Source organism: Pseudomonas sp. H1_A03, from assembly GCF_054685145.1.
On record NZ_CP162829.1, the window covers coordinates 5,510,901 to 5,535,407 of the forward strand.

Consider the following 24,507-nt stretch of genomic DNA (forward strand, 5'->3'; position numbering starts at 1 on the left):
AAGGCGCCATAGGCAGAATCAATAACGCTACAGTTAATAACGGAAATGGCCGGCCTGGATCTGCGCCAACAATGGCCCCGTCACCGGGACATAGCAGTCCGAACCCGGCAGCCAGGCGTACACCGGATCATTGCCTGCCTTGTCCGGGTCGAACGCCTCCTCCTTGAGCCGCACCTTCTGGTATTTGAAGGTGCCGGTGGTTTCCATCTTCACCTTGATCCGCAGGAACAACGGCACCGCATAGTGCGGCAACTGGCCGTGGGCGAATTGCAGCAACTCGCGCATATCGAGGGCGGCCAGGGACTCGCTCGGGGTAATGGCGACCATGCCGGCACGGCCGTTGGTGTTTTCGATTTCCACACCATAGGCCACGACCTCGGCGATCTGCGGATGTTGCAGCAGGACATTCTCAACTTCAGTGGTGGAGACGTTTTCGCCCTTCCAGCGATAGGTATCCCCCAGACGGTCGACGAATTGCGCATGGCCAAAGCCAATGCTGCGCACCAGATCGCCGGTGTTGAAGTAGCGATCGCCCTTCTCGAACACATCGGTGAGGATCACCTTGCGGTTCTTTTCCGGGTCGGTGTAGCCATCATAAGGCGACTTTTCATCGATCCTGGCCAGCAACAATCCCTGTCCGCCTGTCTTCACTTTGTGCAGGAAACCATCGCTGCCGCGTAGCGGCTCACCCGTATCGTGGGTGCAGTCCACCAGCGCCCAGTGCTGCAGGCAAAAGCCGACGGTATTGTCGAAGTTCAAGACGTTGGTGAAGCCGATATTGCCGTCGCTGGCGGCATACAACTCGCACACATGATCGACGCCGTAACGCGCCTTGAAAGGCGCCCACACGCCAGGACGCAGGCCATTGCCGACCATCTTGGTCACGCGGTGATCACGATCGTTTTCGCTGGCTGGCTGGTCGAGCAGGTAACGGCACAACTCACCGACATAACCGAGGGTGGTCGCCTTGAATCTACGCGCGTCGTCCCAGAACTGGCTGGCACTGAACTTACGCCGGATGGCAAACCCCGACGCTCCGACAATCGCCGAGCCCCAGCACACGCACAGGCCGGTGGCGTGATAGAGCGGCAGCGTGCAATAGAGGACGTCGTCCGGGCCCATGTCCAAGGCAATGCTGCCGAAGCTGACGGCGGTCTTGGTCCAGCGGCCGTGCTTCATGATGCCGGCCTTGGGCAGGCCCGTGGTGCCGGAGGTGTAGATATAAAAGCAGGGGTCGTTGAAGAAAATCTGCGCGGTGCTCGCCGGGTTAGTCGCCGGGCTCTCGGCGCTGGCAGCGATCAGGTCGATGTAACCGTGCGGCACTGTACTGCCGTGTTGCTCGGCGACATACCAAGTGCGTGTTGCCTCGATCGCCACCTCATTACGCACGACTTCATAGGCGGCCACCAATTCCGCCCCCACCACAATCGCCACGGGGTTCACCAGGTTAAGGCTGTGCACCAGCGCCGCTTGGGTTTGCGCCGTATTGAGCATGGCGCAGATGCCGCCCAGCTTGGCCACCGCCAACACGTTAAGCAGCAGTTCGGGACGGTTTTCGATAAACATCGCGACTACATCACCCTTGCCGATGCCCTGGCCTTGCAGGTGATGGGCAATGCGGTTGGCGCGTTGGTTGGCTTCGGTGTAGCTGAGGACGCGGTCGGCGTACAACAAGGCGGCGCCATCCGGGTTACGCAAGGTGGCTTGTTCAAAGTGCCAGCCCAGGCCGCAGGGTTGCTGCGGGTCTGTGACATTGGCGGCACGCATGCCGCGTACCACGCGTGGTAGCGCACGAACAATGGCAGGCACCTTACGCAACATCATGCCCCAAGTGATCATGTCGTTTCGCGGATGGCTCATGGGAACGTCCTTTTTCTTATTCTTCGTAAACCTTGCAGGAAAGTACGTCAGCGCCTCTTCGGCTGTACACGCAGGATTTGAAAAGTTTTGTATCCCGATGAGCGACCGCGGAAAAATGGAATTTAGCGACGCGCAGGCAGTCTTTAAAACTGATGGGGCCCCTGTTCAGGCCTGATGAACAACGCAAAATGCAGGATGCATGATGGCCATTCATGCAAATTGCACGAAACTGAAATTTCTGAAATTTTACAACTAACTGATTTATAAGGATATTTTTATAAACTAGTAGCTGGCACAATCACTGCACCTATCACTCCATGCTTGCCAACTTGAGCCAACGGAGCTGATAGACATGAGCCTGATCCAAGATAAATTCGCTTCAGTATTCTCCAACTACGACGTCACCACTCAGCCACGTCCTGACGGCGGCATCCTGTTGACCCTGCGCAACAGCGAAGGCAAACAGGTGAAACGCTCGATCTCCTACCAGCAGTTGCACACTGCCGACCAATTGACCTGGGTGATCAGCGCCATTCGCCGCGACCTCGCCGAACAAGCCAGCGACCTGCCGCAGATTTCGATGTTGCAGAGCCAAAACCGCTTTGCCCTGCCGACGTACCATTCGGCTTAAGCCTCAGACAAAGTAAAGGGCCGCGACACTGTTGAGTGTCACGGCCCTTTTTTATGCCTTCAGCAAAGCCCCTGACGGGCGGCTTCATTCATTGCCTGCACGCGGTTGGTCACTTCCAACTTGCCGTAGATATTGCGCAAGTGGAATTTTACCGTGGCTTCTGACGTGGCGCGTATCTTACTGATCTCCCACACAGTCTTGCCTTCCGAGGCCCAGCGCAATATTTCCAATTCTGTCGGGGTCAGCGACTTGCCCGCCAGGTTAATGCGTCGCCTGACAGCATTGGGTACCGAATACGGCGGTAGAAACGATTCCCTCGGGCCTCTCATTGCATTCTCTCCATGTTATTGGTCGACGTCTTATCACCCTTCGGATTCCTCCTATTGACAGGTGACATAAACGCTAATGCCGGAGAGAGTTACATAAGGAATGGTATTAAGGCGCAGGCCCGGAAATAAACAGCAAGCCCCTACAGAAGTTTAAGTTTCTTCCCACAGGAACTTCCAACGTACGGGGGTTGAAGTTTCTGATGGGCCGCAATTAATCGTCCAAACCGGGAAAACGCCGGGCAATACCATCACCTGTAAATTCAGGTACCCACCCTTTCTCCGTATTGAACAACCGCAACGCTACGACGTGCGGGTTCTCCCCCATGTCAAACCAGTGCGCAATACCGGCGGGAATCACCAGCAGGTCGTTTTTCTCGCAACGCACGGCGTACACGTAGTCGCCAATGTGCAGGGCGAACAGGCCCTGGCCAGCAATGAAAAAACGCCCATCGTCTTCACTGTAGCGGCGCTCGTCCAAAAACTGTGCACGCTGTTCAGACTTTTGCGCGTGATCGCCGGTAACGCGCAGCACCTCTACAGAGCCGTAGCCGAGAGCATCGATCTGCGTCTGATACGCCGCGATCAGTTCAGCATCGCTGGCACCCTGCTCAATCGGGCTCGGCTGCCAGCGCTCAAAGCGCACGCCATGCTCGGCCAGGGTCGCGGCGATGTCATCGAAATGGGTCAAGACCTTGTTCGGAGTGTCCGGTGTAGCGACGGAGTAGACAGCGACGTAGCTCATTGGAGGGTTCCTTGGTTCTGCTCTTGCAATCGAAGACCGATGATAACGGCGGCGGCCAGGGCGGCCACGCTGGCGATGCTGAAGGTCAGGGTCGGCCCCAACAGGTTCCAACTGTAGCCCGAATACAGCGCGCCCAGCGCACCGCCGGTACCGGCGAGGGCGGCATACAGTGCCTGGCCCTGGCCTTGTTGTTTGTCGCCAAAACTGCGCTGCACAAAGGCAATCGCTGCCGCGTGAAAGCTGCCGAAGGTGGCGGCGTGCATCACCTGCGCCAGCAACAGCACCCAGAAAAATTCGGCAAACGAACCCAACAACAGCCAGCGCAGCGCCGCCAGCAGGAAACTGGCGAGCAACACCCGGCGTACCGAAAAGCGCGAGAGGATACGACTCATGGCGAGGAACATCAGCACTTCCGCCACGACACCCAACGCCCACAACAGGCCGATCACACCACGGCTGTAACCCAGGTGTTCGAGGTGCAGGGTGAGAAAGGTGTAGTACGGGCCGTGGCTCATTTGCATCAACGCCACACAGGCGTAAAACGCCAAGACGCCCGGGCTGCGCAATTGTTTCAGGAACCCCTCGCCTGCCAGGCGATTACCCTGGGTCGCGGGCTGCGCGTTCGGCACCCACAGGCTGGCGCCGATGATGCCGGCCATGATCACCACAACCACCACCGGGTAGATGTCCAGGCTCAGCCAGTCGAACAGGCGGCCCATGATGACCACGGTGAGGATAAAACCAATAGAGCCCCAGAGGCGGATCTGGCTGTAGCGCGAGGTTTGTTTGTGCAGGTGTGCGAGCGTGATCACTTCAAACTGCGGCAGCACTGCGTGCCAGAAGAACGCATGCAGCGCCATCACCAGCGCCAGCCAGGCGTAGGTATGACTGACGAAGATCAGCGAAAAACTCGCCAGGGTGCACACCGCGCCAACGCGCACGATGGCCAGGCGCTGGCCGGTATAGTCACCCAGCCAGCCCCACAGGTTGGGCGCCATGCAGCGCATCAGCATGGGGATGGCCACCAGCTCGCCGATGCGCGCGCTGGAGAAGCCAAGGTGATCGAAGTACAACGCGAGGAACGGCGCTGTCGCCCCAAGCAGGGCGAAGTAGAACAGGTAGAAGCTGGAGAGGCGCCAGTATGGGAGAGGGGATGTCATGCAGGGGGCCGCTTCGCGGCCCAGCGCGAGCAAGCTCGCTCACTACAACAAGCTGTCACAGCTGGCCCAGCACCGGGGTGGTTACGTGGACGTCGGCATTTTGACCACGGTTGCGCAGCAGGTGGTCCATCAACACGATGGCCATCATCGCTTCGGCAATCGGCGTGGCGCGGATGCCGACGCAGGGGTCGTGGCGGCCCTTGGTGATCACGTCCACCGGGTTGCCGTGCACATCAATCGAACGGCCCGGTGTGGTGATGCTTGAGGTCGCCTTGAGCGCCAGGTGCGCAACGATCGGCTGGCCGGAGGATATACCGCCGAGGATGCCGCCCGCGTTGTTGCTGAGAAAACCTTGCGGAGTCAGCTCGTCGCGATGCTCGGTGCCGCGCTGGGACACGCACGCGAAGCCGGCGCCGATTTCCACGCCTTTGACGGCGTTGATGCTCATCAGCGCGTGGGCCAGTTCGGCGTCGAGGCGGTCGAAGATCGGTTCGCCCAGGCCCGGTTTAACGCCTTCGGCAACTACGGTGATCTTGGCGCCGACCGAATCCTGGTCGCGGCGCAACTGGTCCATGTAGGCTTCCAGTTCCGGCACCTTGTCCGGGTCGGGGCTGAAGAAAGCGTTGTCTTCCACGCTGTCCCAGGTCTTGAACGGGATTTCAATCGGGCCCAGCTGGCTCATGTAGCCGCGGATCACGATGCCCTGGGTCGCCAGGTATTTCTTGGCAATGGCGCCGGCAGCCACACGCATGGCGGTTTCGCGGGCCGAGCTGCGGCCACCGCCACGGTAGTCGCGTTCGCCGTATTTGTGGTGGTAGGTGTAATCGGCGTGGGCCGGGCGGAACAGGTCCTTGATCGCCGAGTAGTCCTTGGACTTCTGGTCGGTGTTGCGGATCAGCAAGCCGATGGAGCAGCCGGTGGTACGCCCTTCGAACACGCCGGAAAGAATCTCGACTTCGTCGGGCTCCTGGCGCTGGGTGGTGTGGCGGCTGGTGCCGGGTTTGCGACGATCGAGGTCACGCTGCAAGTCTGCCACGGACAGCTCGAGGCCAGGCGGGCAGCCGTCGACAATGGCGACCAACGCCGGGCCATGGCTTTCGCCCGCGGTGGTGACAGTGAACAGCTTGCCGAAGGTATTGCCGGACATGCAGGGCGCTCCGTGAAATCAGTTGAATCAAGTCAACTGTAATAACTTAAGGCCGCCAGTATACGCAGGCCAACCGACTAGTTCATCCTCGAAACCTTACCGGTAGACCTTGGTCCAACCGGCACCTCTCTGATGATGGCGCGATGATGCTGCGAGTTCTACTGTTGACCCTTACCCTGTTTTCCAGTCTTGGCTTTGCCGCCTCCCCCGTTGTGTTGCAACGCCCCATAAGCCTGGACACCGGTAGCGGCGAGCTGTTTGGTTCACTCCTACTGCCCAAATCCGACAAGCCAGTACCCGTGGTGCTGATCATTGCCGGCTCCGGCCCCACCGACCGCAACGGCAACAGTGCCGACGGCGCGCGCAACGACAGCCTCAAGCGCCTGGCCTGGGTGCTGGCGCGGCATAACATCGCCAGCGTGCGCTACGACAAGCGTGGCGTGGCTGCCAGCCTGGCCGCCACGCCGGATGAGCGCAACCTGACCCTGGACGCTTATGTCGCGGACGCCGTGGCCTGGGGCAAACGGCTCAAAGCCGACAAACGCATGGGCCCCCTGATTGTGCTCGGTCACAGTGAAGGCGCCCTGGTAGCAGCCCTCGCCGCGCCGCAACTGGACCCCGCCAGCGTGATCTCCCTGTCCGGCAGCGCACGCCCGGTTGACCAGGTGATCCGCCAACAGTTGGCCGATCACCTGCCGCCTGCCCTGCTGCTGCGCAGCAATCAGATCCTCGATCACCTCAAGGCAGGCCAAATGGATATGGATGTGCCTGGCCCACTGGAAGGCATTTTCCGACCCAGTGTGCAGCCGTATCTGATCAGTCTGTTTCGCGCCGATCCGTCGGCCGCCTTCGCCAAGCTGGGCATGCCAGCGCTGATCATCCAGGGCACCAACGACATCCAAGTCGGTGTGGGCGATGCCCAGCAACTGAAAAAGGCCAAGCCCGACGCCCAGCTTGCGGTGATCGAGGGCATGAACCACGTGATGCGCATCGTGCCCAACGACGTGAAACAGCAATTGGCCTCCTACAACGACCCGCAATTGCCACTTGCCGCTGAGCTGGGCAGTCGCCTGGTGCGTTTTATCGACGGACTTCAACCCCATTAAGCGGCAATTTGCCTCCAGTCTTGGAAAAAACGGCCGATAAGCCCAGGGTCGACAGTAAAAAGACTGTCGGTTTGCTGGGCTTGGACAGGATCGCGCCGCATGACAACCACTGAAGCAACACCGGAACCTACTGCCGAAACCTCGGCTGAAAAAACCGAGGCCGTCGACGCGGCGCCCCTGCCATGGGCGGATGTTCAGGCCGAGCATTTCAAGATGCTGCGCCTGGCCCCCTTGGCCACCGACCGGGCCACGGGCGTGCGACCGTTGCGGTTCGTGCAATTCGGTTACGCCGAGCGCAATGACAAGCACCATAGCCTGCTGCGCATGGTCATCCAACTGCCGGGCCAGCGCGTGCGCCGTGAGCAGAATCACCTGGATATCTGGGTCGACCACGACAAGCACCGCGTGCACTTCGGCCCGGGCAACAGCCTGGAAATCGAACCGGCGAACCGCGGTATCGGCCGCTTCCTGGTCGCCCAAGCCGCCGCGTGGGCGAAGAAGAAGTGGTCGCACTATCGCGTCGACGGCGTGGACCTGTCCAACAAGGACGCATTGAACGAAGCGACACGCCTGCGCCGCGATCACTTCTTGCGCATCCAGGGTTTTGATGTGGCCTACGCCGACGTGCAGCACCTCAAGGGCAATGTGCAGCCGGGCAAGGTCAGCGACGTGCTGGACAGCTGGAACACCGAGAAGGTGCAGTTCGTGGAGATTCTTGAAGCAGCGCAGATGCTGCAACAGGCCGAACAGAACCTGATGGAACAGGAAGTGAAGCTGCGCAAGGAAGAGGAAAAAGTCACCAAGTTCAAGCGTGAGGACAGCGGGTTACGTTTTACCATCACGTGCCTAGTGGCGTTTACGGTGTTTCAGGCGGGGTTGTTGATCTGGATTGCGACGCACCGCTGACAGCCGCTGAAATGCGGTCAAAAATGTGGGAGCTGGCTCCCACATTGACCGCGTTTCTATCTTGCGATTAGGTTAAACGCGGGCGGCAAACACCGCCTGATGTTGGCGGCATTGCTCCGCCGTCAACATAAACACCCCATGCCCACCGCGCTGGAAATCCAGCCAGGCAAAATCCACTTCCGGGTACAACGCTTCGACGTGGACCTGGCTGTTGCCCACTTCAACCATCAGCAACCCTTTCTCGGTCAAGTGGTCCGCCGCCTCGGCCAGCATGCGCCGCACGAGGTTCAAGCCATCATCGCCGCAAGCCAGGCCCAGCTCCGGCTCGTGCTGGTATTCGTCAGGCATGTCGGCAAAGTCTTCGGCATCCACATACGGCGGGTTGGACACGATCAGGTCAAAGCGCTGGCCCGGCAGGCCGTCGAAGCCGTCGCCCTGTACGGTATACACGCGCTCATCGACGCCATGACGCTCGATGTTCTGGTTAGCCACTTCCAGGGCTTCGAAGGACAAGTCCCCCAGCACCACCTCGGCGTCCTGGAACTCGTAGGCACAGGCGATGCCGATGCAGCCGGAGCCGGTGCACAGGTCTAGGATGCGTGCCGGTGGCTGGGCCAGCCAAGGCGCGAAGCGGTTTTCGATCAGCTCGCCGATCGGCGAACGCGGGATCAGCACGCGCTCATCGACGATAAACGACATGCCACAGAACCAAGCCTCGCCAATCAGATAAGGCGTCGGCACGCGTTCGTGGATCCGGCGGTGCAGCAACCGTTGCAGGTGCGCGACTTCCTCTTCTTCCAGGTTGCAATCCAGGTAACTGTCGGCAATTTCCCATGGCAGGTGCAAGGCACCGAGCACCAATTGCCGGGCATCGTCCCAGGCATTGTCGGTGCCATGGCCAAAAAACAGGTCTTCCCCATGAAAACGGCTGACAGCCCAACGGATATGGTCGCGCAAGGTGCGCAGGCGGGAAGTGGTCACGGGGGCAAGCTCCTGGAAAAAACGACTGGCGATTCTAACAGCCTTAGCCCGTACCGACGATGTACGAAAACCTGTCGCCACCCGTCGGAACTCATGCAAATTGCCATCATTGTGTTAAACAAGCCCACCTATTGACATGGCTGCACGTCAACAACGGCGTACCTTACGATCGTAGCGATTCACAGAACCGCTCAGCCAGTGGACAATGTCGCAAAAGCCCCCCTCACAGGAGCCCCAGAATGTCCGTTCCAAAGACGATGTTTCAACTCAGCGGTCGCGGTTACGCCGCAGCGAACCTTGCCCATGCGACTCTCGTGATCATCGACGCCCAGAAGGAATACCTCAGCGGTCCACTCGCCCTCTCGGGCATGGACGCGGCTGTCGAAAACATCAAGCAACTCGTTGCAGCGGCACGCAATGCCGGGCGACCGATCGTGCATGTACGCCATCTGGGCACCGTGGGTGGCCTGTTTGACCCCCAGGGCGAGCGCGGTGAGTTCATTCCCGGCCTCGAGCCTCTTGGCGACGAAACCATCATCGGCAAGCTGCTGCCCAGCGCCTTTCACGGCACGGGCCTGGAAAAACACCTGCAAGACCTCGGCCCCCTGGACTTGATCGTCTGCGGCTTCATGAGCCATTCCAGCGTCAGCACCACCGTGCGTGCCGCCAAGAACCTGGGCTTTCGCTGCACCCTGGTGGAAGACGCCTGCGCCACCCGTGACCTGCCTTACAAAGGCGGCATCCTGAGCGCCGAGCATGTGCAGCAAACTGAAATGGCGATCATGGCCGACAACTTTGCCACTCTCGCGCAGACCAAAGATCTGATCTGATCGACCTTTTGATGAGCGGCGCGACAGTGTTTATTGCCCCGCTCATCCGCAAAGCCTTTTCATTTGGCGCATTTACCCCTCCCCCCGGAACAACCTGTGTATTGTCCGGTCGAAGGGCCGATACCCTGGAGGAAAGGTCGGAATGAAGATATCCGATGGTTTTGATGCTCGTCGCTTGCGCCCCAAGGGCCCGAGCAACTGGCGTCTGCGCCTGGTGGCCGGCATTGCCGCGCTGCTGGCGATTATTGGTGTGCTGTTGGCTGGCGCTGGTGGCGCCGGTCTGTTTGGTCACTCGCCGGCCCTTGGCGAGCTGAATGCCAGCCCTGGCGGTTCGGCGATTCTGTTGGTGATCGGGTTGTTGGTGTTGTGGCTGGGCGTATGGTTATGGCGGCGCAGCCGTCGGAAAATGCGCCAGCCGTTGTCGCTGAACATCGCTTCGCATCTGATGAAAAAGCACGACTGATGGCGCTTGGATAGCGTTTCCTGCGCCCTGGCCGCCGCGATTTAGGTAAACTGCCCGCCCTTCGCGGAGGCCAACATGCACGACGACGACTTTTCCCTGTTCAAAAACGAGCTGCGCGGCGTCAAGCCGATCAAGCACGATCGCGCCGACACCGGCAAACCCAAGGCCGACCGGGCGCAGCTCGCCAAACTGCGCCAGGCCGCGACCGTGCGCACCGACGCCACCACCGTGGATGGCCTGTCGGACCAGTTCGTGATCGATGTCGGCCCCGAAGACGAGCTGATGTGGGCTCGCGATGGCGTGCAGGAAAGCCAGATGCGCAAGCTCAAGGCCGGCCAGATCCCCTTCGAAGGCAGCCTCGACCTGCACGGCATGACCGTGGAAAAAGCCCGCGAAACCCTCTGGGCCTTCCTGGCCGAAGCGACCAAATTCGAAATCCGCTGCGTGCGCGTTACCCACGGCAAAGCCGTGCGCCTGGACGGCAAGCGGCCAATGATCAAGAGCCACGTCAACACCTGGCTGCGCCAGCACGCCCAGGTGCTCGGCTTTACCTCGTGCCAGGCCCGCCACGGCGGCGCGGGGGCAGTGTATGTGATGCTCAAGCGCACCATGATGGAAGGGCGTGACGAGTAACAAGTGCCCTCGTCAGGCTTGCAGCGATGTGTCCGCCACCGTAACCTTGCGCTTTGCGAAAACCCCACAGGTAGTTTCATGTCCCTGGAACAAAATTACACCGCGATCCTCGGCCAACTCGGCGAGGACGTTTCCCGCGAGGGCCTGCTCGACACGCCAAAACGTGCCGCCAAGGCGATGCAGTACCTTTGCCGCGGCTATGAACAGACGCTCGAAGAAGTCACCAATGGTGCCTTGTTCAGCTCCGACAACAGCGAAATGGTGCTGGTCAAGGACATCGAGTTGTACTCGCTGTGCGAACACCACCTGCTGCCGTTTATCGGCAAGGCCCACGTGGCGTATATCCCGAGCGGCAAGGTGCTGGGCCTGTCAAAGGTTGCGCGGATCGTCGACATGTACGCCCGTCGCCTGCAAATCCAGGAGAACCTCAGCCGCCAGATCGCCGATGCCGTGATGCAAGTGACCGGCGCCCTGGGTGTGGCCGTGGTGATTGAAGCCAAGCACATGTGCATGATGATGCGCGGTGTCGAGAAACAGAATTCGTCGATGATCACCTCGGTGATGCTGGGTGAGTTCCGCGAAAACGCGGCCACCCGCAGCGAATTCCTCAGCCTGATCAAGTAACAGGCTGCATACGAAAAAGCCGGCGTTCATCGCCGGTTTTTTTTCGCCTGCCAAATTGAGGTAAGCTGCGGCCCCTTCTGTATCGGGCAAGAGGTTTCAGCCATGTTCGTCAAAGCACTTCGAGTGGGCCTCGGCCACGTCATCATCGCGGGCGACTTTCTTACCCGTCCGCGCAAAAAGCAGCGCCCTGCCGAGCAGCAGGCGTTGGTGAATGCGGCAGCCAAGGAGCTGACGCTCTATCAATTCCATGCCTGCCCGTTCTGCGTGAAGACCCGCCGCACCCTGCACCGCCTGAATGTGCCGGTGGCATTGAAGGATGCGAAGAACAACGAGCAGGACCGCCAGACCCTGCTGGAGCAAGGCGGCAAGATCAAAGTGCCGTGCCTGCGTATCGAAGAAAATGGCCAGACCACCTGGATGTATGACTCCAAGGTGATCATTGATTACCTGGACAAGCGGTTTGCAGCGGTCTGAGAGGGTTACGCCGATCCAAATGTGGGAGCGGGCTTGCTCGCGAATGCGGTGTATCAGTTGCAGATTTGCTGGCTGACACTCCGCATTCGCGAGCAAGCCCGCTCCCACATTTAGTCCTGCATTACCAAATCGAAATCGAGCAACGCGGAACCCAGGCACTTGCCATGCGCATCCAGCGCCAGTGACCGGGTTACGCCGCCGCGCAAAATCCCCGGCAATACAAAGTTCAACGCCTGCACATTGGGCAACTCATAACGCCGCACAGGTGCCGCACCCGGTTCCCGCAAGCCAGCGAAAAACTCAGCCACGCGTTCGGCCGTGAGCTGTTCGCACAGCAGCGGATAATCTTCGGCACGGTAGGCAATGATCGAGATATTTGACGTATCGCCCTTATCCCCGGTGCGGGAATGGGCCAGCGTGTGCAACTTCATGCTTCGATCCTCGGGTTGACCGCATTGCGCGGCAGCAGCAACGACGCCACGGCCACCACCTGGCGCACGCTTTTGCTCGCGCCGCCGCCTCCGGACGGGCCGTTGGTGTAGAGCGTTTCAACTTCATTGCCAACGCGCACCGCTTCGCCGCGATCCTCACAGCGGGCCGCCACGCGCAGGCGCACTTCCCAGGGTTCAACTGTGCTGCGGGGGCCGTGGAGCGAGTCCATGCCGATCAGCTCCGCCCGCAGGTCCTGCATCTTCACACCCATCAACTCAAGGCGCTTGAGGACTACATCCCGCGCCAGCTGCGCCCGCGCGACAGCACCGGGGCCGCCGTAGGACATCTGCCCCTCACCGATCCAGCCATCCAGATAGCCGACGCTGACCTTCAATTGTTCGGGCCGCGCGCGGCCGTCGGCACCGCTGGCCCGTACGCGATCAACGCTTTCCTCGACAAACCCCACCTGGGAAAAATCGGCCGTCACATCCGGCGTGAGGTACGCCGCCGGGTCGTGTACTTCGTAGATCAGTTGCTCAGCGCAGGTGGCGCGGCTGACCCGCCCACCTGAGCCGGCAACCTTGGTGATCAAGGCGTCGCCGTCGGCATCGATCTCCGCCAAGGGGAAGCCCAGGCGCGCGAGGTCATCCACGTCCTTGAAACCGGGATCGGCAAAGTACCCACCGCTGACTTGGCCGGCGCATTCGAGCAAATGCCCCACCAACGTGCCGCGCCCCAGACGCCGCCAATCATCAGGCGCCCAGCCAAATTCAAACATCTGCGGCGCCAGGAACAACGACGGGTCGGCCACGCGCCCGGTGATCACCACATCCGCTTCGGCGCGCAACGCCTCCAGGATACCGTCTACGCCCAGGTAGGCATTGGCGGAAATCAGCCGTTTGCCCAACGAGCCGACAGTCTGGCCGTTATCCAACAGAAACTCGGGCTGCAACACGTGCAACACGTCGTCGCCGACGACCGCAACCACCTTAAGATCAAGGCCCAACTCGTCGGCAATCCGCCGCACTTCAATAGCCGCGGATACCGGATTGGCGGCGCCCATGTTGGTGATCACCCGCAGGCGGCGGCGACCTTCAGGCCGGCCAACAAAGGGCAACACCCGGCGCATGCGCTCACTCAGCAAGGGGTCGTACCCACCCTGTGGATCACTGATACGCGCCTGTTGCGCCAAGGCAATCGTGCGTTCAGCCAGGCACTCGAACACCAGATAATCCAGGTCGCCCCGCTCGGCCAGTTCCACGGCAGGTTCGATACGGTCGCCGGAATAGCCGGCGCCGGAACCGATGCGCAAGGTTTTCATCTCAAATTACTCCCAGGAGCAACGCCGTCAGGGTCATCAACACCGACGCGGCGAACAGAAACGGAATGGTGAAGCGCTGGTGATCGGCCAATTCGATCTTGCACAGGCCCACCAACAGGAAGGTCGCGGGGGTCAGCGGGCTGACCGGGAAGCCGGTGGTGTGCACGCCCAGCAATGAGGCTTGGGCCACTTGCAGCGGGTCGACGCCCAAGGCCTTGCCGACTTCAGCGATCACCGGCATGACGCCGAAATAGTAGGAGTCGGGGTCAAACAGCATGCTCAGCGGCATCGAAATAAAGCCCACCACCGCCGGGATCAACTTGCCGTGGCCGGCCGGAATCTGCGCCACCGCCACTTCGGCAATCGCTTTGAGCATGCCGGTGCCTTGCATGATCCCGGTGAACACCCCGGCGGCGAGCAGGATACTGGCCATGGTCAGCGCGGTCTTGGCATGGGCATCGATGCGGGCGCGCTGGGCGTCGACGTTCGGGTAGTTGATGCACAGCGCCACCACGGTGCCGAGCATAAACATCACTACCGGGTCGACCCAGCCGGCAATCATCACCACCATCACCAGCACGGTCAGGACCAGGTTGACCCAGAACAGACGCGGGCGACGCAGCTTGATGTCGTCGTCACTGAGCACCCGCTGCGGCATCGCATCGACGGTCGAGCCGGCGCCGAGGCCCAGGCGTTTTTCTTCGCGATGACCCAGCCACCAGGCGCAAGCAAATACGAAGATCAGGCCGACGATTTGCACCGGGATCAGCGGCTGGAACAAATCCGCCACTGGCACATGTAACGCCGCGGAGGAGCGCAGCACCGGGCCGGTCCACGGCAAGAAGTTGACCCCGGCCGCCATCGCGCAGACACACGCAAGGATGCGCTTATCAATGCCCAGCCGCGTGTACAGCGGCAGCATCGCCGGCACCGTCACCAGAAAGGTCACCGCGCCGGAGCCGTCCAGGTGCACCAGCAACGCTAAGGTCGCGGTACCCACGACGATCCTTGTAGGACGCGTCCCCACCGTGCGCAAGATCCGATCAATAATGGGGTCGAGCATGCCGGCATCGGTCATGATCCCGAAAAACAGGATCGCAAACACAAACATGCCCACCACAGGGGCGACGTTCTTGATACCGGTGATGATGAAGGCGCTGGTTTGCAGGCCGAACCCACCGAGCAGCGCGGCAATGATCGGCAAAGCGATCAAGGCGACCAGCGGCGAGAGGCGTTTGCTCATGACGGCAGCGAGCAGGCACAGGATGGTGATGACACCCAGGGTAGCGAGCATGGGTTACTCCAGAGCGGCCTTTGTGGCCGGTTATTGTTTTCCCTGGAGTATTGGAAGCGGGTTATTCTTTGTAAATTGGAATATTCACCAGCTGGTGTTCGGAAAAACAAAATGAAGAACAGTATCCAACACATCCAGGCATTCCTTGCCGTGGCCCGCACGGGCAGTTTCACCAAGGCTGCCAATGAGCTGCACCTGTCGCCTTCCGCGCTGACCGTGCAGGTGCAACAGCTGGAAGACTGGCTCGGCGTCGCCCTGCTCGACCGCAGCCCACGTCACGTCAGTATCACCGCCGCCGGCCTGGAGGCGCGCGGGCCCATGGAAAAACTGCTGTTGGACCTGGACAATATCGTCACCGGCTCCCGGGACCTCGCCGCCTTACGCCGAGGCGTGGTCACCATCGCCGCCCTGCCCTCGGTGTGTGCCGGTTCGCTGCCGCCGGTTCTGCGCCTGTTTCGCGAGCGCTTTGCCGGGATCGAAGTACGCCTGCATGACCTGGTGGCCCATCGCATTCACGCCCAAGTACGTTCCGGCGAAGTGGATTTCGGCATCGGCGTGCGGGCACGGCTCAGCCACGGCCTGGAATTCGTACCGGTGCTGAATGATCGTTTGTGTGCGTTTGTACCGCTGGATCATCCCCTCACCCGCCATCGCCAACTGACCCTGGAACAATTGGCGGACCAGCCGATCATCCTCACCGGCCGCGACAGCAGTGTGCGTGAGCACGTGGATGCGCTGTTTGACGAGACACGGCTGACGATGAACGCGGGGATGGAGGCCAACTACATGTCGACCGTGTTGGCGCTGGTGCGCCAGGGCCTGGGGATCAGTGTGCTGCCGGAGTCGGCGGCGGACAGTCTGGAAGGGTTGAAGCGTATCAATATCGATCACCCTGGGGTGAACCGAGAGATCGGGTTGATCAGTCGCAGCGGGATGGGGCTGAGTCCGGCGGCGCAACGCTGTTTCGATTTGCTGAGTGAGCAACTTTCGCCGTCGTAGACAGGACCGGAGCGCACACGCTGTGACTGATATTAAAGCTTCAAGAGACCGGTCCAAACAGGCTTCGCACTCGTTGCGAAAACAGGCGTTATCAATAAGAAGATAGCGACGCGCGCCCTTGCAATTTCAAGCAAATCTCCGTGTACGCCATGGCTATGATCACGCCTACGACGTTTAAGGGGTTGTCACATTCATGAGCGCATCAGAAAACACGGCACGGGCTTTTATACTTGCATCGCTGCATAACCTGGGCGTTGCTCAGGATAAGTTGCAGGCCATCAACCACGGTGCAGATATCTATGGACCGCAGGGGCTATTGGACTCTATCCACTTAGTTGGCCTTATCTCGGCGATTGGTGAATGGGTTGACACCACCGCCGGTAATTCCGAGAGTTTCTTCGATATTCTCGATGACGATCTGTTCGACAACTTTAAAGATATCAATCGAATCGAATCGTTATTGAACGGGAAATTCAGTCATGTCAGCTTTTGCGCCTGATAGTCGCTATATCCACACCGACAAAATTGAAAACATCTCCTATCAGCTGCTGGCAGACTACGTACCCACGCCGTTTTATGCCTACAGTGCCACACAGATAAAAACAGACTTTGCAGAGCTCAAACGCTCGCTCCCCCACGACATCGATTACTTCTACTCCCTGAAAGCCAACCCGAATAAAACCTTGGTTGCGCTCTTGCATGAGGCGGGGACGGGCTGTGAAGTGTGTTCCCTGGTGGAACTGGAAATCGCACTACGCCAAGGTGTGGCACCAAGCGATATCATTTTTGTCGGACCGGGAAAACATATTAACGAGTTGACGCAATGTTGCCTGGCGGGCATTAAAGCCGTGGTGGTCGAGTCCATCGAAGAAATGCGCTTGCTCAATGATATTGCCGCGGGCCTGGGCGTAATCCAAAACATTGCCCTGCGTATCAATCCCGACTTCACTGGCGAAAAAGCCAAGTTGGTGATGAGTGGCAAGCCCCGACAATTTGGTATTGATGAGCAACTATTGCCGCAGGCATTCGCCCTGCTCGGGCAGTTGACGCAACTGCGCCTGGCGGGCATCCATATTTATCTTGGCACGCGCATTCTGGATTGGCAGGCCCTTGCCAACAATACGCAAAATATCCTGACACTGGCCGCCACACTCCAGCAAACCTATGAAATCGCCCTCGACTTCGTGGATGTCGGTGGTGGCTTTGGCGTGCGCTATTTCGACAAGGAAAAAGCGCTCGACCTGCCCGCCCTGGGCGAGGCACTGCTTCCGCTGGTGAATAACTATCGACAGGCCTTTCCACACTGCAGAATTGTTATTGAGCTGGGCCGCTTCCTGATTGCACGCGCAGGCATTTTTGTGACGCGGGTCAACTACCTCAAACCGTCCCGTGAAGAGTGGTTTGCGGTGTGTGACGGCGGTGCAAACTGCCACGGCAGCGCTGCCGGCATCAACTCCCTGATCCGTCGAAATTTCCCGATGGCGCGCCTCGGCCCGTCCCGGCCCGGTGACCTGCATCGCTACCAAGTGACCGGTCCGCTGTGCACGCCCACGGACCTGCTGGGCGAGAACATCATGCTGGCTGAGCTTCGTTCGGGAGACCTGATCGGTATCGCGCATTCCGGGGCCTATGGTGCCAGTGCGTCGCCGGTGGGCTTTTTGAGCTTTGGTCACCCGGCCGAAGTGCTTGTCGAAAACGACCAAGCCTTCCTGATCCGCACAGCCGATAGCGTAGACACCATGCTGGCTCCGCAGGTGTGTCAGCGTTTGTCTTTGGCCAAGGCCTGAGGGAATCGCCATGTCCCTTGAGTTTGCGAGTTCCCATATCGTATGGCGCCAGTTCGAAAAACCAACCACCACGCCCGCCGTCGACGACGCACAACTGAAGCTCGTGAAGGACTTCGTCAACGGCTTTTTTCACTCCCATGGCCATGTGGGCCAGGCCCAGGACGCCCATGCCTTTCGCTGGTACGCCGCACAGAACCAGGCATTCCAGGTCATGCTCAAACAGCTGGTCGGCGAGCTGGCAAGCCAGGCCCTGCTCAAAGACCTGGATCTGGTGGTGCTCGCCCACTGGACGCCGGACGTAGAGGTAGGATGCTCGGTAACCAACGCCATTATTCATGAGACCGGTGCCCATGATGCGTTTGGTATTGCTCTCAGCGATCACGGCTTGAGCAGCACGTTCCTGGCACTGCAGGTCATTGAGGATTACCTCGATGACAGCCACCGTGAAAACCGTGAAAAAAAGGCCTTGCTGTTGATCGCCGACCAGGACGCCATCATGTATGACTGCCCTGGCCTGGCCCGTTTCAACCCAGCAGCCAGCGCCTGCGTTGTACTGTTGCGCAGCGTGCCGAGCGAACGGGCCGGCGGCCAACCTGGAAGCATCGCGTTCAAACACTATCGCAAGGTGCCTTTTCCGGCCACGCGCCAGGCTCTGGATGCCCTACTCCTCACGCTGGCTATGTTCACGCCCAGCGAAGACCGGCTGCCCCTGCTGATCCTGACCACGCCGGTTTTTGCCGAACAGTTGCGCCAGCATGCGCCGTTGGCGAGCCACCGTATCGAGAGCTGGGATGAGTCTTTGTTGTCTTGTGCCCCCTGGGCTCGGCTGGAACAAATTGCGCCGAGCAGCCACCGTATTCTGCTGATGCTGGCACAGGGTGACTCTCTGTCCTGCGCCGGCTTTGTGGCGGGAGCCTGAGATGTATATCAATACGATAACCAGCCTGGTCGCTGCAGACCTCACGCCGCTGTCCGCGCTGGCAGAAAAATATGCCTGGGGTGAGCGCAACACGCGAATTTTTGGCCGTTTTCATCGGATGGAGTCGGCCAGCCTGTTTGAACACGGGGGTTTGCCTGACCTGATGATGCAGCTTTTGCAACAGTTCCGGGCCGAGTGTGACCCGGTACTGTTCGAGCAGATTGGCTATGTGGTCTGGGCGCACTCTCTGAATAGCCCCAGCCCTTTTGATCTTGGGCCTGTCCTGGCCAACAAGGTGCGCAGCTTTCTGGGGCGCACAGAGGTAGAGTTTTTCTCTGTTACCCAAGCGTCGTGCGCGTCGGCGCTGGTCGGACTGAAGTTTCTCGATGCCAAACTGGCAGCGGCTCACGCCAGGCAGGAAAACGTCTGCGGCCTATTGATCACGGGGGAAAAGTGCTTCCACGGCACCGTGCAATACGTCAATCAGAATGGCTTTTTCGGCGAAGCATTCTGCGCCACCCTGCTCAGCGCACGTCCTTCGCCCGGCGCCTTATGCATGAGTGGCATGCATGTCCAGCAACTGGCCGCCTACGGCACACGGACGCGCGAGACCAGTCGCGAACGTGAAAACGCCTACGATCATGCCTTCATTCCCACCATGCTGGAAACCGTAAACACCGCGCTGCTGAACGCGGGCCGACGTCCTGAAGAGCTGCGTACGCTGATCCCGTACCACATCAGCCCACCCACCTTCGACAGGATTGCCGACGCAGCAGGCTTTTCCCGGGACATCATTTACCGCCGTCATCTGTACCAGTTGGGACATTGCTTTTGCAGCGACACGTTCCTCAACCTGAAAAGCCTGCTGACGCACCGCGATAACGCTGTAGCCGTAGGCCCTATTCTCGCCGTGGCGTCCGGCATCGCGGGCACCTTTGCAGCCGTCGTTCTTGAATTGAATAATGAGGATCAGACATGAGCACAAACCATTTGACCCAGTGGCTGGTGCACGCTGCACACCAGTGCCCTGAGGGCACAGCACTGATCGAGGGTGAACATGCCGTGACCTGGGCCGCGCTCCATCAACGCGTGATCAATACGGCCGCCTACTTGCGCCAGCTGCAGGTCGAACGCGGCGACCGGGTATTGGTCTGGCTGCCGAACGGGGTGGATTTCGTCGTCTGCTTTTGGGCCGTGCAATATTTGCAGGCCGTGTTTGTGCCAGTAAACCCGGACACGCCGCTGGCCCGAGTCGGCTGGTTACTCGACAACGCAGCGTCGCACCTGCTGATTGCCCAGTCAGGGCAAGCCGCCGCGTTGGCAGCGGCGACAAATGACCTTGAACTACGCGTGCTGTTTGACCAGGTTCCCGACGCGCCAGAAAGTCATTCGTCACTGCTCTCCCTGCAACAAATGGCGGCAATCACCTCAGCGATGCCATTGGTGGTCGAGGGCGCACTGGATATTGACCTGGCCTGCCTGATCTACACCTCAGGTTCGACGGGCGACCCCAAGGGGGTCATGTTGACCCAGCGCAATATGCTCAGCGCGGCGGACTCCGTCGCCACCTATTTGCAATTGGCAGCCAGCGACCGGATTTTCTGCACGATCCCCATGAGCTTCGACTATGGGCTGTATCAAGCGATCATGGCGACCAAGGTGGGCGCAACGCTGATTATCGAAAAGGATTTCAGCCGTCCATTGTTTGCCCTCAAACAGCTGGTCAAGCACCAAGCAACCATCCTGCCGATCGTTCCCACACTGCTGGCGATCATTGCGCCATTGGCCAAGCGCTATGACTTTTCCTCCCTGCGCAAAATCACTAACACCGCAGCGGCACTGCACGCGAGCGACATCGACCTACTGGTCTCGCTCTTCCCGCAAGCCGAGATTTTTTCCATGTATGGGCTGACCGAGTGCCATCGCTGTACCTGGCTTCCCCCGGCCCTGTTGTCCCAGCACAAAGACAGCGTGGGCTATGCCATCCCGAACACCGAACTCTGGGTGGTGGACGACAGCGGCGTTGCACACCGCAGCAATGCCACGGGTGAACTGGTGATCCGCGGGGCAACCGTGATGCGCGGCTACTGGCGCAACCCGGAGCAGACCGCGAAGAAGCTGCGGCCTGGCCCATTGCCCGGTGAGTCGGTCCTCTACACCGGCGACGTGTGCCGGCTGGATGAGCAGGGCTTGCTGTATTTCCTTTCGCGCAGCGATGACATCCTGAAAACCAATGGCGAAAAAGTCGCTCCCCGGGAAGTCGAAAGCGTACTCAAACGCATGCCGGGAGTGCTCCAGGTCGCAGTGCTCGGTGTTGCCCACCCTGTCTATGGTGACGAAATCGTGGCCTGTATCGAATGCGTCGCGCCCCTCGACACCGCGCAGCTCAAAGCCTTTTGCCAGGCTCATCTTGAAGCCTATAAGCGGCCGCACCGCTATTACTTCAGTGAGGCTTTGCCCAAAAACAATAACGGGAAAGTTGACCGCGGCCAGCTGTCCGCCCTACTGCCGCACCGGGAGAACAGCCTGAACGTCGGGAGCACACAACAAACAGGGAGCCAACATGTATACGCCAACCATTATTGAAGCCATCGGGCTGGTTCTGGAAACGTCAAACCTCTCGGAGCTGAGTGCGCGCACACACCTGGAGCGCGACCTGGGATTTGAAAGCGGTTTGTATATCGAACTCATTATGTACCTTGAGGAGCGCATCGAGGACCTGGTGCTCGACCCGGCCACACTGGAATACCAGCACTTCGAGACCGTGGGCAGCCTGTCGAACTTCATCGAACTCAAACTCGCCAGCCGGGCGGCATGAATGGACGCCTGGTCTGAGCTCATAACGGTGTTTATGCGCTTTGAGGATCAAGCGCATACCGCATGGCGCCACCACTCAATGACGTACAGCTACGCGGCGCTCGCCCACCGCGCGCAGGATATCGCCATTGAAATAGTGCGCCAGCCGTCACGCAGCGAGACGCCGCTGGCGCCGGTCTTGGTTTATGGCCACAAATCCTTCGATTTCCTGGCGGCCTGGTGGGCCTGCCTGCTGTGTGGTTGTCCGATTGTGCCGGTTGAATCTGACAACGCTCCCGAGCGGCTGGAACGGATCGCCCGTACGGTCGGCGCCCGTTTGATTCTGAACACCGACGCCCTTCCCTTGTACGCCACCAATGCCAAGGTGATTGACCTCGCCGCCTTGCCGTGGCAGCACCATGCCCCTGCAGCGCTGCGGCATTTGCTGGACGACACGCGCAAGTGGATAGACAACGCAAGCGGCCCCCTGCTGGCTTACATCATGTTTTCCTCGGGAACCACCGGGGAGCCCAAGGGCATTCAGGTCAGCCAGGCCAATTTAGTCGATTTCGTGGCGTGGATACGCAGCGACTTTCCACTTGATGGGGCTATCACCGGAAATGTGCGGTATTGCTTCGATGTCTCCCTATTTGAAATCTGGCTCGCCTGGCAGTTTCTGCAACCGCTGTCGGTGCTCGACCATAGAGACTTGATCAACACCCGCAAAATGATTGCCCAGCATGCACAGATGGCATTGACCTGCTGGGTATCTACGCCGTCGATGATGCGCCTCTACTTGCTGGACCCGACCTTCACTGGGCAGACACTGGCGCAGTTGCGCCGGTTTATCTTCTGCGGTGAAACGCTGCCCAAAGCGATCGTCACCCAGCTGTGGACGCGCTTCCCAGGCAGTGAGGTGGTCAATACGTACGGCCCTACCGAATGTACCGTGGCGGCGTCACAAGTGCTGATTACCCAGGACATGGTGACCTCGTCACTGCCCCTGCCGATCGGTCGCGCCAGGCCCGGCGCAGTGCTGCAACTGGCCCAGCCCGTGGACGCTGCTGGCCGCGGGCAACTGTTGATCAGCGGCAAGTGCGTCGGCCCGGGTTACCTCAATGCAGCGCCTGCGCGTCAGGCCAGTTTCAGCCATGCGGATGGGCAGCCGACTTACGCCACCGGAGATATCGGCCTGTTTGATGGCACCTGGTACTACTTCCTGGGGCGTGAAGATGGCGAGGTCAAAATCCAGGGATACCGTATTGACCTGCATGAAATCGAACGTTTCCTGCGCGACCGCAACCTGGTCGCCGATGCGGTGGTAGAGCCGTATTGGCGCAAAGGCAACGCAGAGGCAATCCAGGCCTGCGTGATCCTCAATGCAACCTGCGAACTTTCACAACTTGGCCACGCCATGCAAGCCCATTTCCCCCCGTGGGCGATCCCGCGTTACTGGTACAGCACGCCCCGCACCGTACTCAATCACAACGGCAAACTGGATCGTTCAGCTGCCCGCCAACTGGCTTTGGACAACGGAGAAAAATATGTTTTTATCGCAAATCAAACCGCTGTTTGAGCGGCTGAAATATCAGAGCACAGCGACCGCGTTGATCAACGAGCAAGGCACCTACAGCTTTGCCGAACTGGGCGTGCGCACCGCCGCGATTGCGCAGGTGCTCGCACCATGGGCAGGCCGTAACGTGCTGGTTCACGGCCACAAGCAAATGGATGCCGTGGCCGCCATGCTGGCGTGTATCAGCCAGGGTTGCTGCTTTAGCTTTGCCGACCAGTCCAACCCCATTGCGCGAATTGAAAAAATTGCCCGGCTGACCCGCGCCGAGCTGATCCTCACGGCGACGCCCCAGAAGCTCGAGGGTCTGGACCCTTGGCCCCAATGGGTGACCTCCACCCTGGAGAACGGCGACCCGGCATCACTGCCACTCGAACCCAATTTGACCCAGCCAGCCTTTTATATTCTCCCAACATCGGGCAGCACCGGTGAACCGAAGGGTGTCGTCGTCAGCTATGAGAACTTCGCCGCATTCTCGATCTGGTACAGCCCGATGATCCGTGACGGTATCGCACACGGATGCCATGTGAGCCACGCCTGTTTCTCCTTCGACATGGGCTTGCTCGACCTTTTCCCGGTGCTGTGCGAGGGCAGAGCCCTGTTGATGCTGGATCACCGCCACAACATGCTGCCGCGGCAAAATATCCGCCTGATGTCGCGCTATCCGCAAAGCCCGGTCACCAGTTGGTTCTCCACGCCAAGCTTTGTCGATTTGATGTTGAAGGACCCTTTGTTCAGCGGGGAGCAGTTTCCGGACCTGAAGCGGTTTTTCATGGCCGGCGAGCGCGCCTCGCTGGGGTTGGTGACCCAGTTGCAGACGCGTTTCCCGGGCCTGGAGGTAATGCACGGTTATGGCCCGACCGAGACCACCGGCATGACCCATACCTTCGAGCTTGGCCAGCCGCCCCAGCACGTCGCAGGCCTACTGTCCCTTGGCGCTGCCTGCGGGTTGACCGGGATCAGGATCGTCGATGCCGAGGGTCAGAGCCTCCCGCCAGGCGAAATAGGCGAAGTGCGTTTGTACGGCCCGCAAGTCGCACTGGGCTACTTGCCTGAGGACGACCCACGTAACAGTGCATTCAGCCATGACGAGTTCGGACGTTACTACGCCACAGGTGACCGGGGTTTTTTGGATAACGAACAATCGCTGTTTATCCACGGTCGGGATGATGGGCAACTGAAACTGAACGGCAACCGTATCGAGCTGGCCGAAATTGAAAGCAGTGTATGCCGCTATGTGGAGGTGACCCAGTGTTGCGCGGTGCCGATCAAGGAAGAGGGTAAGGTCATCGACCTGCAACTTTTCATTCAATTGCGCGAGGACAGTGCAACCCACCGCGCCGCACTGCGCCAGTTCCTGGCAGAACAATTACCGGCCTACATGATCCCGAAATCCCTGTTCTTTTGTCAGACCTTCCCCGTGACACTGCATGGAAAGATCGACCGCCAACAGCTGGTGGATCAACACAAAGAGCCGCTGTCCGTCAGCTGATGGCCACCTGC

Annotated in this window: 26 protein-coding genes; 17 read left to right on the forward strand and 9 right to left on the reverse strand. The window is 59.8% G+C overall.

The genetic code is table 11. From position 1 onward, the window contains the following. Window positions 1-33: 33 nt before the first annotated feature. Window positions 34-1,860, reverse strand: a complete 1,827-nt coding sequence (locus tag AB4O35_RS25495) for a long-chain-acyl-CoA synthetase (RefSeq protein ID WP_065873326.1) — start codon at window positions 1,858-1,860, stop codon at window positions 34-36. A 352-nt stretch (window positions 1,861-2,212) separates the two neighbouring features. Here AB4O35_RS25495 and AB4O35_RS25500 point away from each other — a divergent pair, with 352 nt between their 5' ends. Further along, entirely contained in the window at window positions 2,213-2,491 is a 279-nt protein-coding gene (locus AB4O35_RS25500) for a DUF3509 domain-containing protein (protein ID WP_010208870.1), read from the forward strand. Window positions 2,492-2,550: 59 nt separating this feature from the next. On the opposite strand, the gene AB4O35_RS25505 is transcribed toward AB4O35_RS25500, so the two are convergent. The 4 genes from AB4O35_RS25505 to aroC form a co-directional block, all read right to left on the reverse strand. Next, the gene (locus tag AB4O35_RS25505; RefSeq protein WP_049712233.1) at window positions 2,551-2,820 is read right to left on the reverse strand and encodes a response regulator transcription factor; all 270 of its coding nucleotides are present in this window, start codon (window positions 2,818-2,820) and stop codon (window positions 2,551-2,553) included. A gap of 211 nt (window positions 2,821-3,031) precedes the next feature. Continuing rightward, the gene (locus tag AB4O35_RS25510; protein ID WP_065873327.1) at window positions 3,032-3,562 is read right to left on the reverse strand and encodes a 1,2-dihydroxy-3-keto-5-methylthiopentene dioxygenase; all 531 of its coding nucleotides are present in this window, start codon (window positions 3,560-3,562) and stop codon (window positions 3,032-3,034) included. Further along, window positions 3,559-4,722 (reverse strand): MFS transporter, encoded by a 1,164-nt coding sequence (locus tag AB4O35_RS25515; RefSeq protein ID WP_065945330.1) that lies wholly within the window; start codon window positions 4,720-4,722, stop codon window positions 3,559-3,561. The genes AB4O35_RS25510 and AB4O35_RS25515 overlap by 4 nt, the downstream gene beginning before the upstream one ends. A gap of 55 nt (window positions 4,723-4,777) precedes the next feature. Further along, the gene (gene aroC, locus AB4O35_RS25520) at window positions 4,778-5,869 is read right to left on the reverse strand and encodes a chorismate synthase (RefSeq protein WP_049712231.1); all 1,092 of its coding nucleotides are present in this window, start codon (window positions 5,867-5,869) and stop codon (window positions 4,778-4,780) included. Window positions 5,870-6,012: 143 nt separating this feature from the next. Between aroC and AB4O35_RS25525 the strand changes: the two genes are divergently transcribed. Together AB4O35_RS25525 and AB4O35_RS25530 are read left to right on the forward strand one after the other, a co-directional pair. After that, on the forward strand, window positions 6,013-6,975 hold the full coding sequence (locus tag AB4O35_RS25525) for an alpha/beta hydrolase (RefSeq protein WP_065910856.1): 963 nt from the start codon (window positions 6,013-6,015) through the stop codon (window positions 6,973-6,975). A 99-nt stretch (window positions 6,976-7,074) separates the two neighbouring features. Beyond that, window positions 7,075-7,881: a hypothetical protein gene (locus AB4O35_RS25530; RefSeq protein WP_065880818.1), complete on the forward strand. Its 807-nt coding sequence runs from the start codon at window positions 7,075-7,077 to the stop codon at window positions 7,879-7,881. A 72-nt stretch (window positions 7,882-7,953) separates the two neighbouring features. Here AB4O35_RS25530 and prmB read toward each other — a convergent pair whose 3' ends face one another. Then, window positions 7,954-8,862 carry a 50S ribosomal protein L3 N(5)-glutamine methyltransferase gene (gene prmB / locus AB4O35_RS25535; RefSeq protein ID WP_049712228.1) on the reverse strand — a complete coding sequence of 303 codons (909 nt, stop codon included), beginning with the start codon at window positions 8,860-8,862 and terminating at the stop codon, window positions 7,954-7,956. A gap of 239 nt (window positions 8,863-9,101) precedes the next feature. On the opposite strand from prmB, the gene AB4O35_RS25540 reads away from it, so the two are divergent. From AB4O35_RS25540 to AB4O35_RS25560, 5 genes are all read left to right on the forward strand, one after another. Further along, window positions 9,102-9,692, forward strand: a complete 591-nt coding sequence (locus AB4O35_RS25540; RefSeq protein WP_065880816.1) for a cysteine hydrolase family protein — start codon at window positions 9,102-9,104, stop codon at window positions 9,690-9,692. Between the two features lie 142 nt (window positions 9,693-9,834). Next, window positions 9,835-10,155, forward strand: a complete 321-nt coding sequence (locus AB4O35_RS25545; protein WP_065873331.1) for a hypothetical protein — start codon at window positions 9,835-9,837, stop codon at window positions 10,153-10,155. Between the two features lie 75 nt (window positions 10,156-10,230). Beyond that, complete coding sequence (locus AB4O35_RS25550) at window positions 10,231-10,788, forward strand: Smr/MutS family protein (protein ID WP_065873332.1); 558 nt, start codon at window positions 10,231-10,233, stop codon at window positions 10,786-10,788. Between the two features lie 78 nt (window positions 10,789-10,866). Beyond that, window positions 10,867-11,412: a GTP cyclohydrolase I FolE gene (folE, locus tag AB4O35_RS25555; RefSeq protein ID WP_003442011.1), complete on the forward strand. Its 546-nt coding sequence runs from the start codon at window positions 10,867-10,869 to the stop codon at window positions 11,410-11,412. 102 nt (window positions 11,413-11,514) lie between these two features. Continuing rightward, a complete protein-coding gene (locus AB4O35_RS25560; protein ID WP_065873333.1) occupies window positions 11,515-11,886 on the forward strand; it encodes a glutathione S-transferase N-terminal domain-containing protein in 372 nt (123 codons plus the stop codon). Between the two features lie 110 nt (window positions 11,887-11,996). Here the strand turns inward: AB4O35_RS25560 and AB4O35_RS25565 are convergent, their stop codons facing one another. From AB4O35_RS25565 to AB4O35_RS25575, 3 genes are read right to left on the reverse strand one after another with little or no spacing between them, the layout of a single operon-like run. Beyond that, window positions 11,997-12,317, reverse strand: a complete 321-nt coding sequence (locus tag AB4O35_RS25565) for an AtuA-related protein (RefSeq protein ID WP_065873334.1) — start codon at window positions 12,315-12,317, stop codon at window positions 11,997-11,999. Further along, window positions 12,314-13,639 (reverse strand): acyclic terpene utilization AtuA family protein, encoded by a 1,326-nt coding sequence (locus tag AB4O35_RS25570; RefSeq protein WP_065945317.1) that lies wholly within the window; start codon window positions 13,637-13,639, stop codon window positions 12,314-12,316. Before AB4O35_RS25570 ends, AB4O35_RS25565 begins: the two co-directional genes overlap by 4 nt. A 1-nt stretch (window position 13,640) precedes the next feature. Beyond that, on the reverse strand, window positions 13,641-14,933 hold the full coding sequence (locus AB4O35_RS25575) for a CitMHS family transporter (protein WP_065880814.1): 1,293 nt from the start codon (window positions 14,931-14,933) through the stop codon (window positions 13,641-13,643). A 111-nt stretch (window positions 14,934-15,044) separates the two neighbouring features. On the opposite strand from AB4O35_RS25575, the gene AB4O35_RS25580 reads away from it, so the two are divergent. From AB4O35_RS25580 to AB4O35_RS25620, 9 genes are all read left to right on the forward strand, one after another. Continuing rightward, on the forward strand, window positions 15,045-15,932 hold the full coding sequence (locus AB4O35_RS25580) for a LysR family transcriptional regulator (protein ID WP_065880813.1): 888 nt from the start codon (window positions 15,045-15,047) through the stop codon (window positions 15,930-15,932). A 193-nt stretch (window positions 15,933-16,125) separates the two neighbouring features. Continuing rightward, window positions 16,126-16,431 (forward strand): hypothetical protein, encoded by a 306-nt coding sequence (locus AB4O35_RS25585; RefSeq protein ID WP_065873338.1) that lies wholly within the window; start codon window positions 16,126-16,128, stop codon window positions 16,429-16,431. Continuing rightward, entirely contained in the window at window positions 16,412-17,719 is a 1,308-nt protein-coding gene (locus tag AB4O35_RS25590) for a type III PLP-dependent enzyme domain-containing protein (RefSeq protein WP_065873339.1), read from the forward strand. The genes AB4O35_RS25585 and AB4O35_RS25590 overlap by 20 nt, the downstream gene beginning before the upstream one ends. 10 nt (window positions 17,720-17,729) lie before the next feature. Beyond that, window positions 17,730-18,638 (forward strand): hypothetical protein, encoded by a 909-nt coding sequence (locus tag AB4O35_RS25595; RefSeq protein ID WP_065873340.1) that lies wholly within the window; start codon window positions 17,730-17,732, stop codon window positions 18,636-18,638. A 1-nt stretch (window position 18,639) separates the two neighbouring features. After that, the gene (locus AB4O35_RS25600; RefSeq protein ID WP_065945316.1) at window positions 18,640-19,617 is read left to right on the forward strand and encodes a beta-ketoacyl-[acyl-carrier-protein] synthase family protein; all 978 of its coding nucleotides are present in this window, start codon (window positions 18,640-18,642) and stop codon (window positions 19,615-19,617) included. A gap of 11 nt (window positions 19,618-19,628) precedes the next feature. Beyond that, the gene (locus AB4O35_RS25605) at window positions 19,629-21,224 is read left to right on the forward strand and encodes a class I adenylate-forming enzyme family protein (RefSeq protein WP_256530426.1); all 1,596 of its coding nucleotides are present in this window, start codon (window positions 19,629-19,631) and stop codon (window positions 21,222-21,224) included. Continuing rightward, complete coding sequence (locus AB4O35_RS25610; protein WP_065873343.1) at window positions 21,202-21,456, forward strand: phosphopantetheine-binding protein; 255 nt, start codon at window positions 21,202-21,204, stop codon at window positions 21,454-21,456. Before AB4O35_RS25605 ends, AB4O35_RS25610 begins: the two co-directional genes overlap by 23 nt. 33 nt (window positions 21,457-21,489) lie before the next feature. Further along, window positions 21,490-23,010, forward strand: a complete 1,521-nt coding sequence (locus AB4O35_RS25615) for an AMP-binding protein (RefSeq protein WP_225930708.1) — start codon at window positions 21,490-21,492, stop codon at window positions 23,008-23,010. Next, complete coding sequence (locus tag AB4O35_RS25620) at window positions 22,979-24,496, forward strand: AMP-binding protein (RefSeq protein ID WP_065873345.1); 1,518 nt, start codon at window positions 22,979-22,981, stop codon at window positions 24,494-24,496. Before AB4O35_RS25615 ends, AB4O35_RS25620 begins: the two co-directional genes overlap by 32 nt. The last annotated feature ends 11 nt before the right edge of the window (window positions 24,497-24,507 follow it).

Coding starts and splice junctions, on each gene's coding strand:
- AB4O35_RS25595 (WP_065873340.1), top strand. CDS start 17,730: ATGTCCCTTGAGTTTGCGAGTTCCCATATCGTATGGCGCCAGTTCGAA.
- AB4O35_RS25550 (WP_065873332.1), top strand. CDS start 10,231: ATGCACGACGACGACTTTTCCCTGTTCAAAAACGAGCTGCGCGGCGTC.
- AB4O35_RS25515 (WP_065945330.1), bottom strand. CDS start 4,722: ATGACATCCCCTCTCCCATACTGGCGCCTCTCCAGCTTCTACCTGTTC.
- AB4O35_RS25570 (WP_065945317.1), bottom strand. CDS start 13,639: ATGAAAACCTTGCGCATCGGTTCCGGCGCCGGCTATTCCGGCGACCGT.
- aroC (WP_049712231.1), bottom strand. CDS start 5,869: ATGTCCGGCAATACCTTCGGCAAGCTGTTCACTGTCACCACCGCGGGC.
- AB4O35_RS25530 (WP_065880818.1), top strand. CDS start 7,075: ATGACAACCACTGAAGCAACACCGGAACCTACTGCCGAAACCTCGGCT.
- AB4O35_RS25575 (WP_065880814.1), bottom strand. CDS start 14,933: ATGCTCGCTACCCTGGGTGTCATCACCATCCTGTGCCTGCTCGCTGCC.
- AB4O35_RS25610 (WP_065873343.1), top strand. CDS start 21,202: ATGTATACGCCAACCATTATTGAAGCCATCGGGCTGGTTCTGGAAACG.
- AB4O35_RS25560 (WP_065873333.1), top strand. CDS start 11,515: ATGTTCGTCAAAGCACTTCGAGTGGGCCTCGGCCACGTCATCATCGCG.
- AB4O35_RS25585 (WP_065873338.1), top strand. CDS start 16,126: ATGAGCGCATCAGAAAACACGGCACGGGCTTTTATACTTGCATCGCTG.
- AB4O35_RS25495 (WP_065873326.1), bottom strand. CDS start 1,860: ATGAGCCATCCGCGAAACGACATGATCACTTGGGGCATGATGTTGCGT.
- AB4O35_RS25525 (WP_065910856.1), top strand. CDS start 6,013: ATGATGCTGCGAGTTCTACTGTTGACCCTTACCCTGTTTTCCAGTCTT.
- AB4O35_RS25590 (WP_065873339.1), top strand. CDS start 16,412: ATGTCAGCTTTTGCGCCTGATAGTCGCTATATCCACACCGACAAAATT.
- AB4O35_RS25600 (WP_065945316.1), top strand. CDS start 18,640: ATGTATATCAATACGATAACCAGCCTGGTCGCTGCAGACCTCACGCCG.
- AB4O35_RS25620 (WP_065873345.1), top strand. CDS start 22,979: ATGTTTTTATCGCAAATCAAACCGCTGTTTGAGCGGCTGAAATATCAG.
- AB4O35_RS25615 (WP_225930708.1), top strand. CDS start 21,490: ATGCGCTTTGAGGATCAAGCGCATACCGCATGGCGCCACCACTCAATG.
- AB4O35_RS25565 (WP_065873334.1), bottom strand. CDS start 12,317: ATGAAGTTGCACACGCTGGCCCATTCCCGCACCGGGGATAAGGGCGAT.
- folE (WP_003442011.1), top strand. CDS start 10,867: ATGTCCCTGGAACAAAATTACACCGCGATCCTCGGCCAACTCGGCGAG.
- AB4O35_RS25500 (WP_010208870.1), top strand. CDS start 2,213: ATGAGCCTGATCCAAGATAAATTCGCTTCAGTATTCTCCAACTACGAC.
- AB4O35_RS25540 (WP_065880816.1), top strand. CDS start 9,102: ATGTCCGTTCCAAAGACGATGTTTCAACTCAGCGGTCGCGGTTACGCC.
- AB4O35_RS25505 (WP_049712233.1), bottom strand. CDS start 2,820: ATGAGAGGCCCGAGGGAATCGTTTCTACCGCCGTATTCGGTACCCAAT.
- AB4O35_RS25580 (WP_065880813.1), top strand. CDS start 15,045: ATGAAGAACAGTATCCAACACATCCAGGCATTCCTTGCCGTGGCCCGC.
- AB4O35_RS25545 (WP_065873331.1), top strand. CDS start 9,835: ATGAAGATATCCGATGGTTTTGATGCTCGTCGCTTGCGCCCCAAGGGC.
- AB4O35_RS25510 (WP_065873327.1), bottom strand. CDS start 3,562: ATGAGCTACGTCGCTGTCTACTCCGTCGCTACACCGGACACTCCGAAC.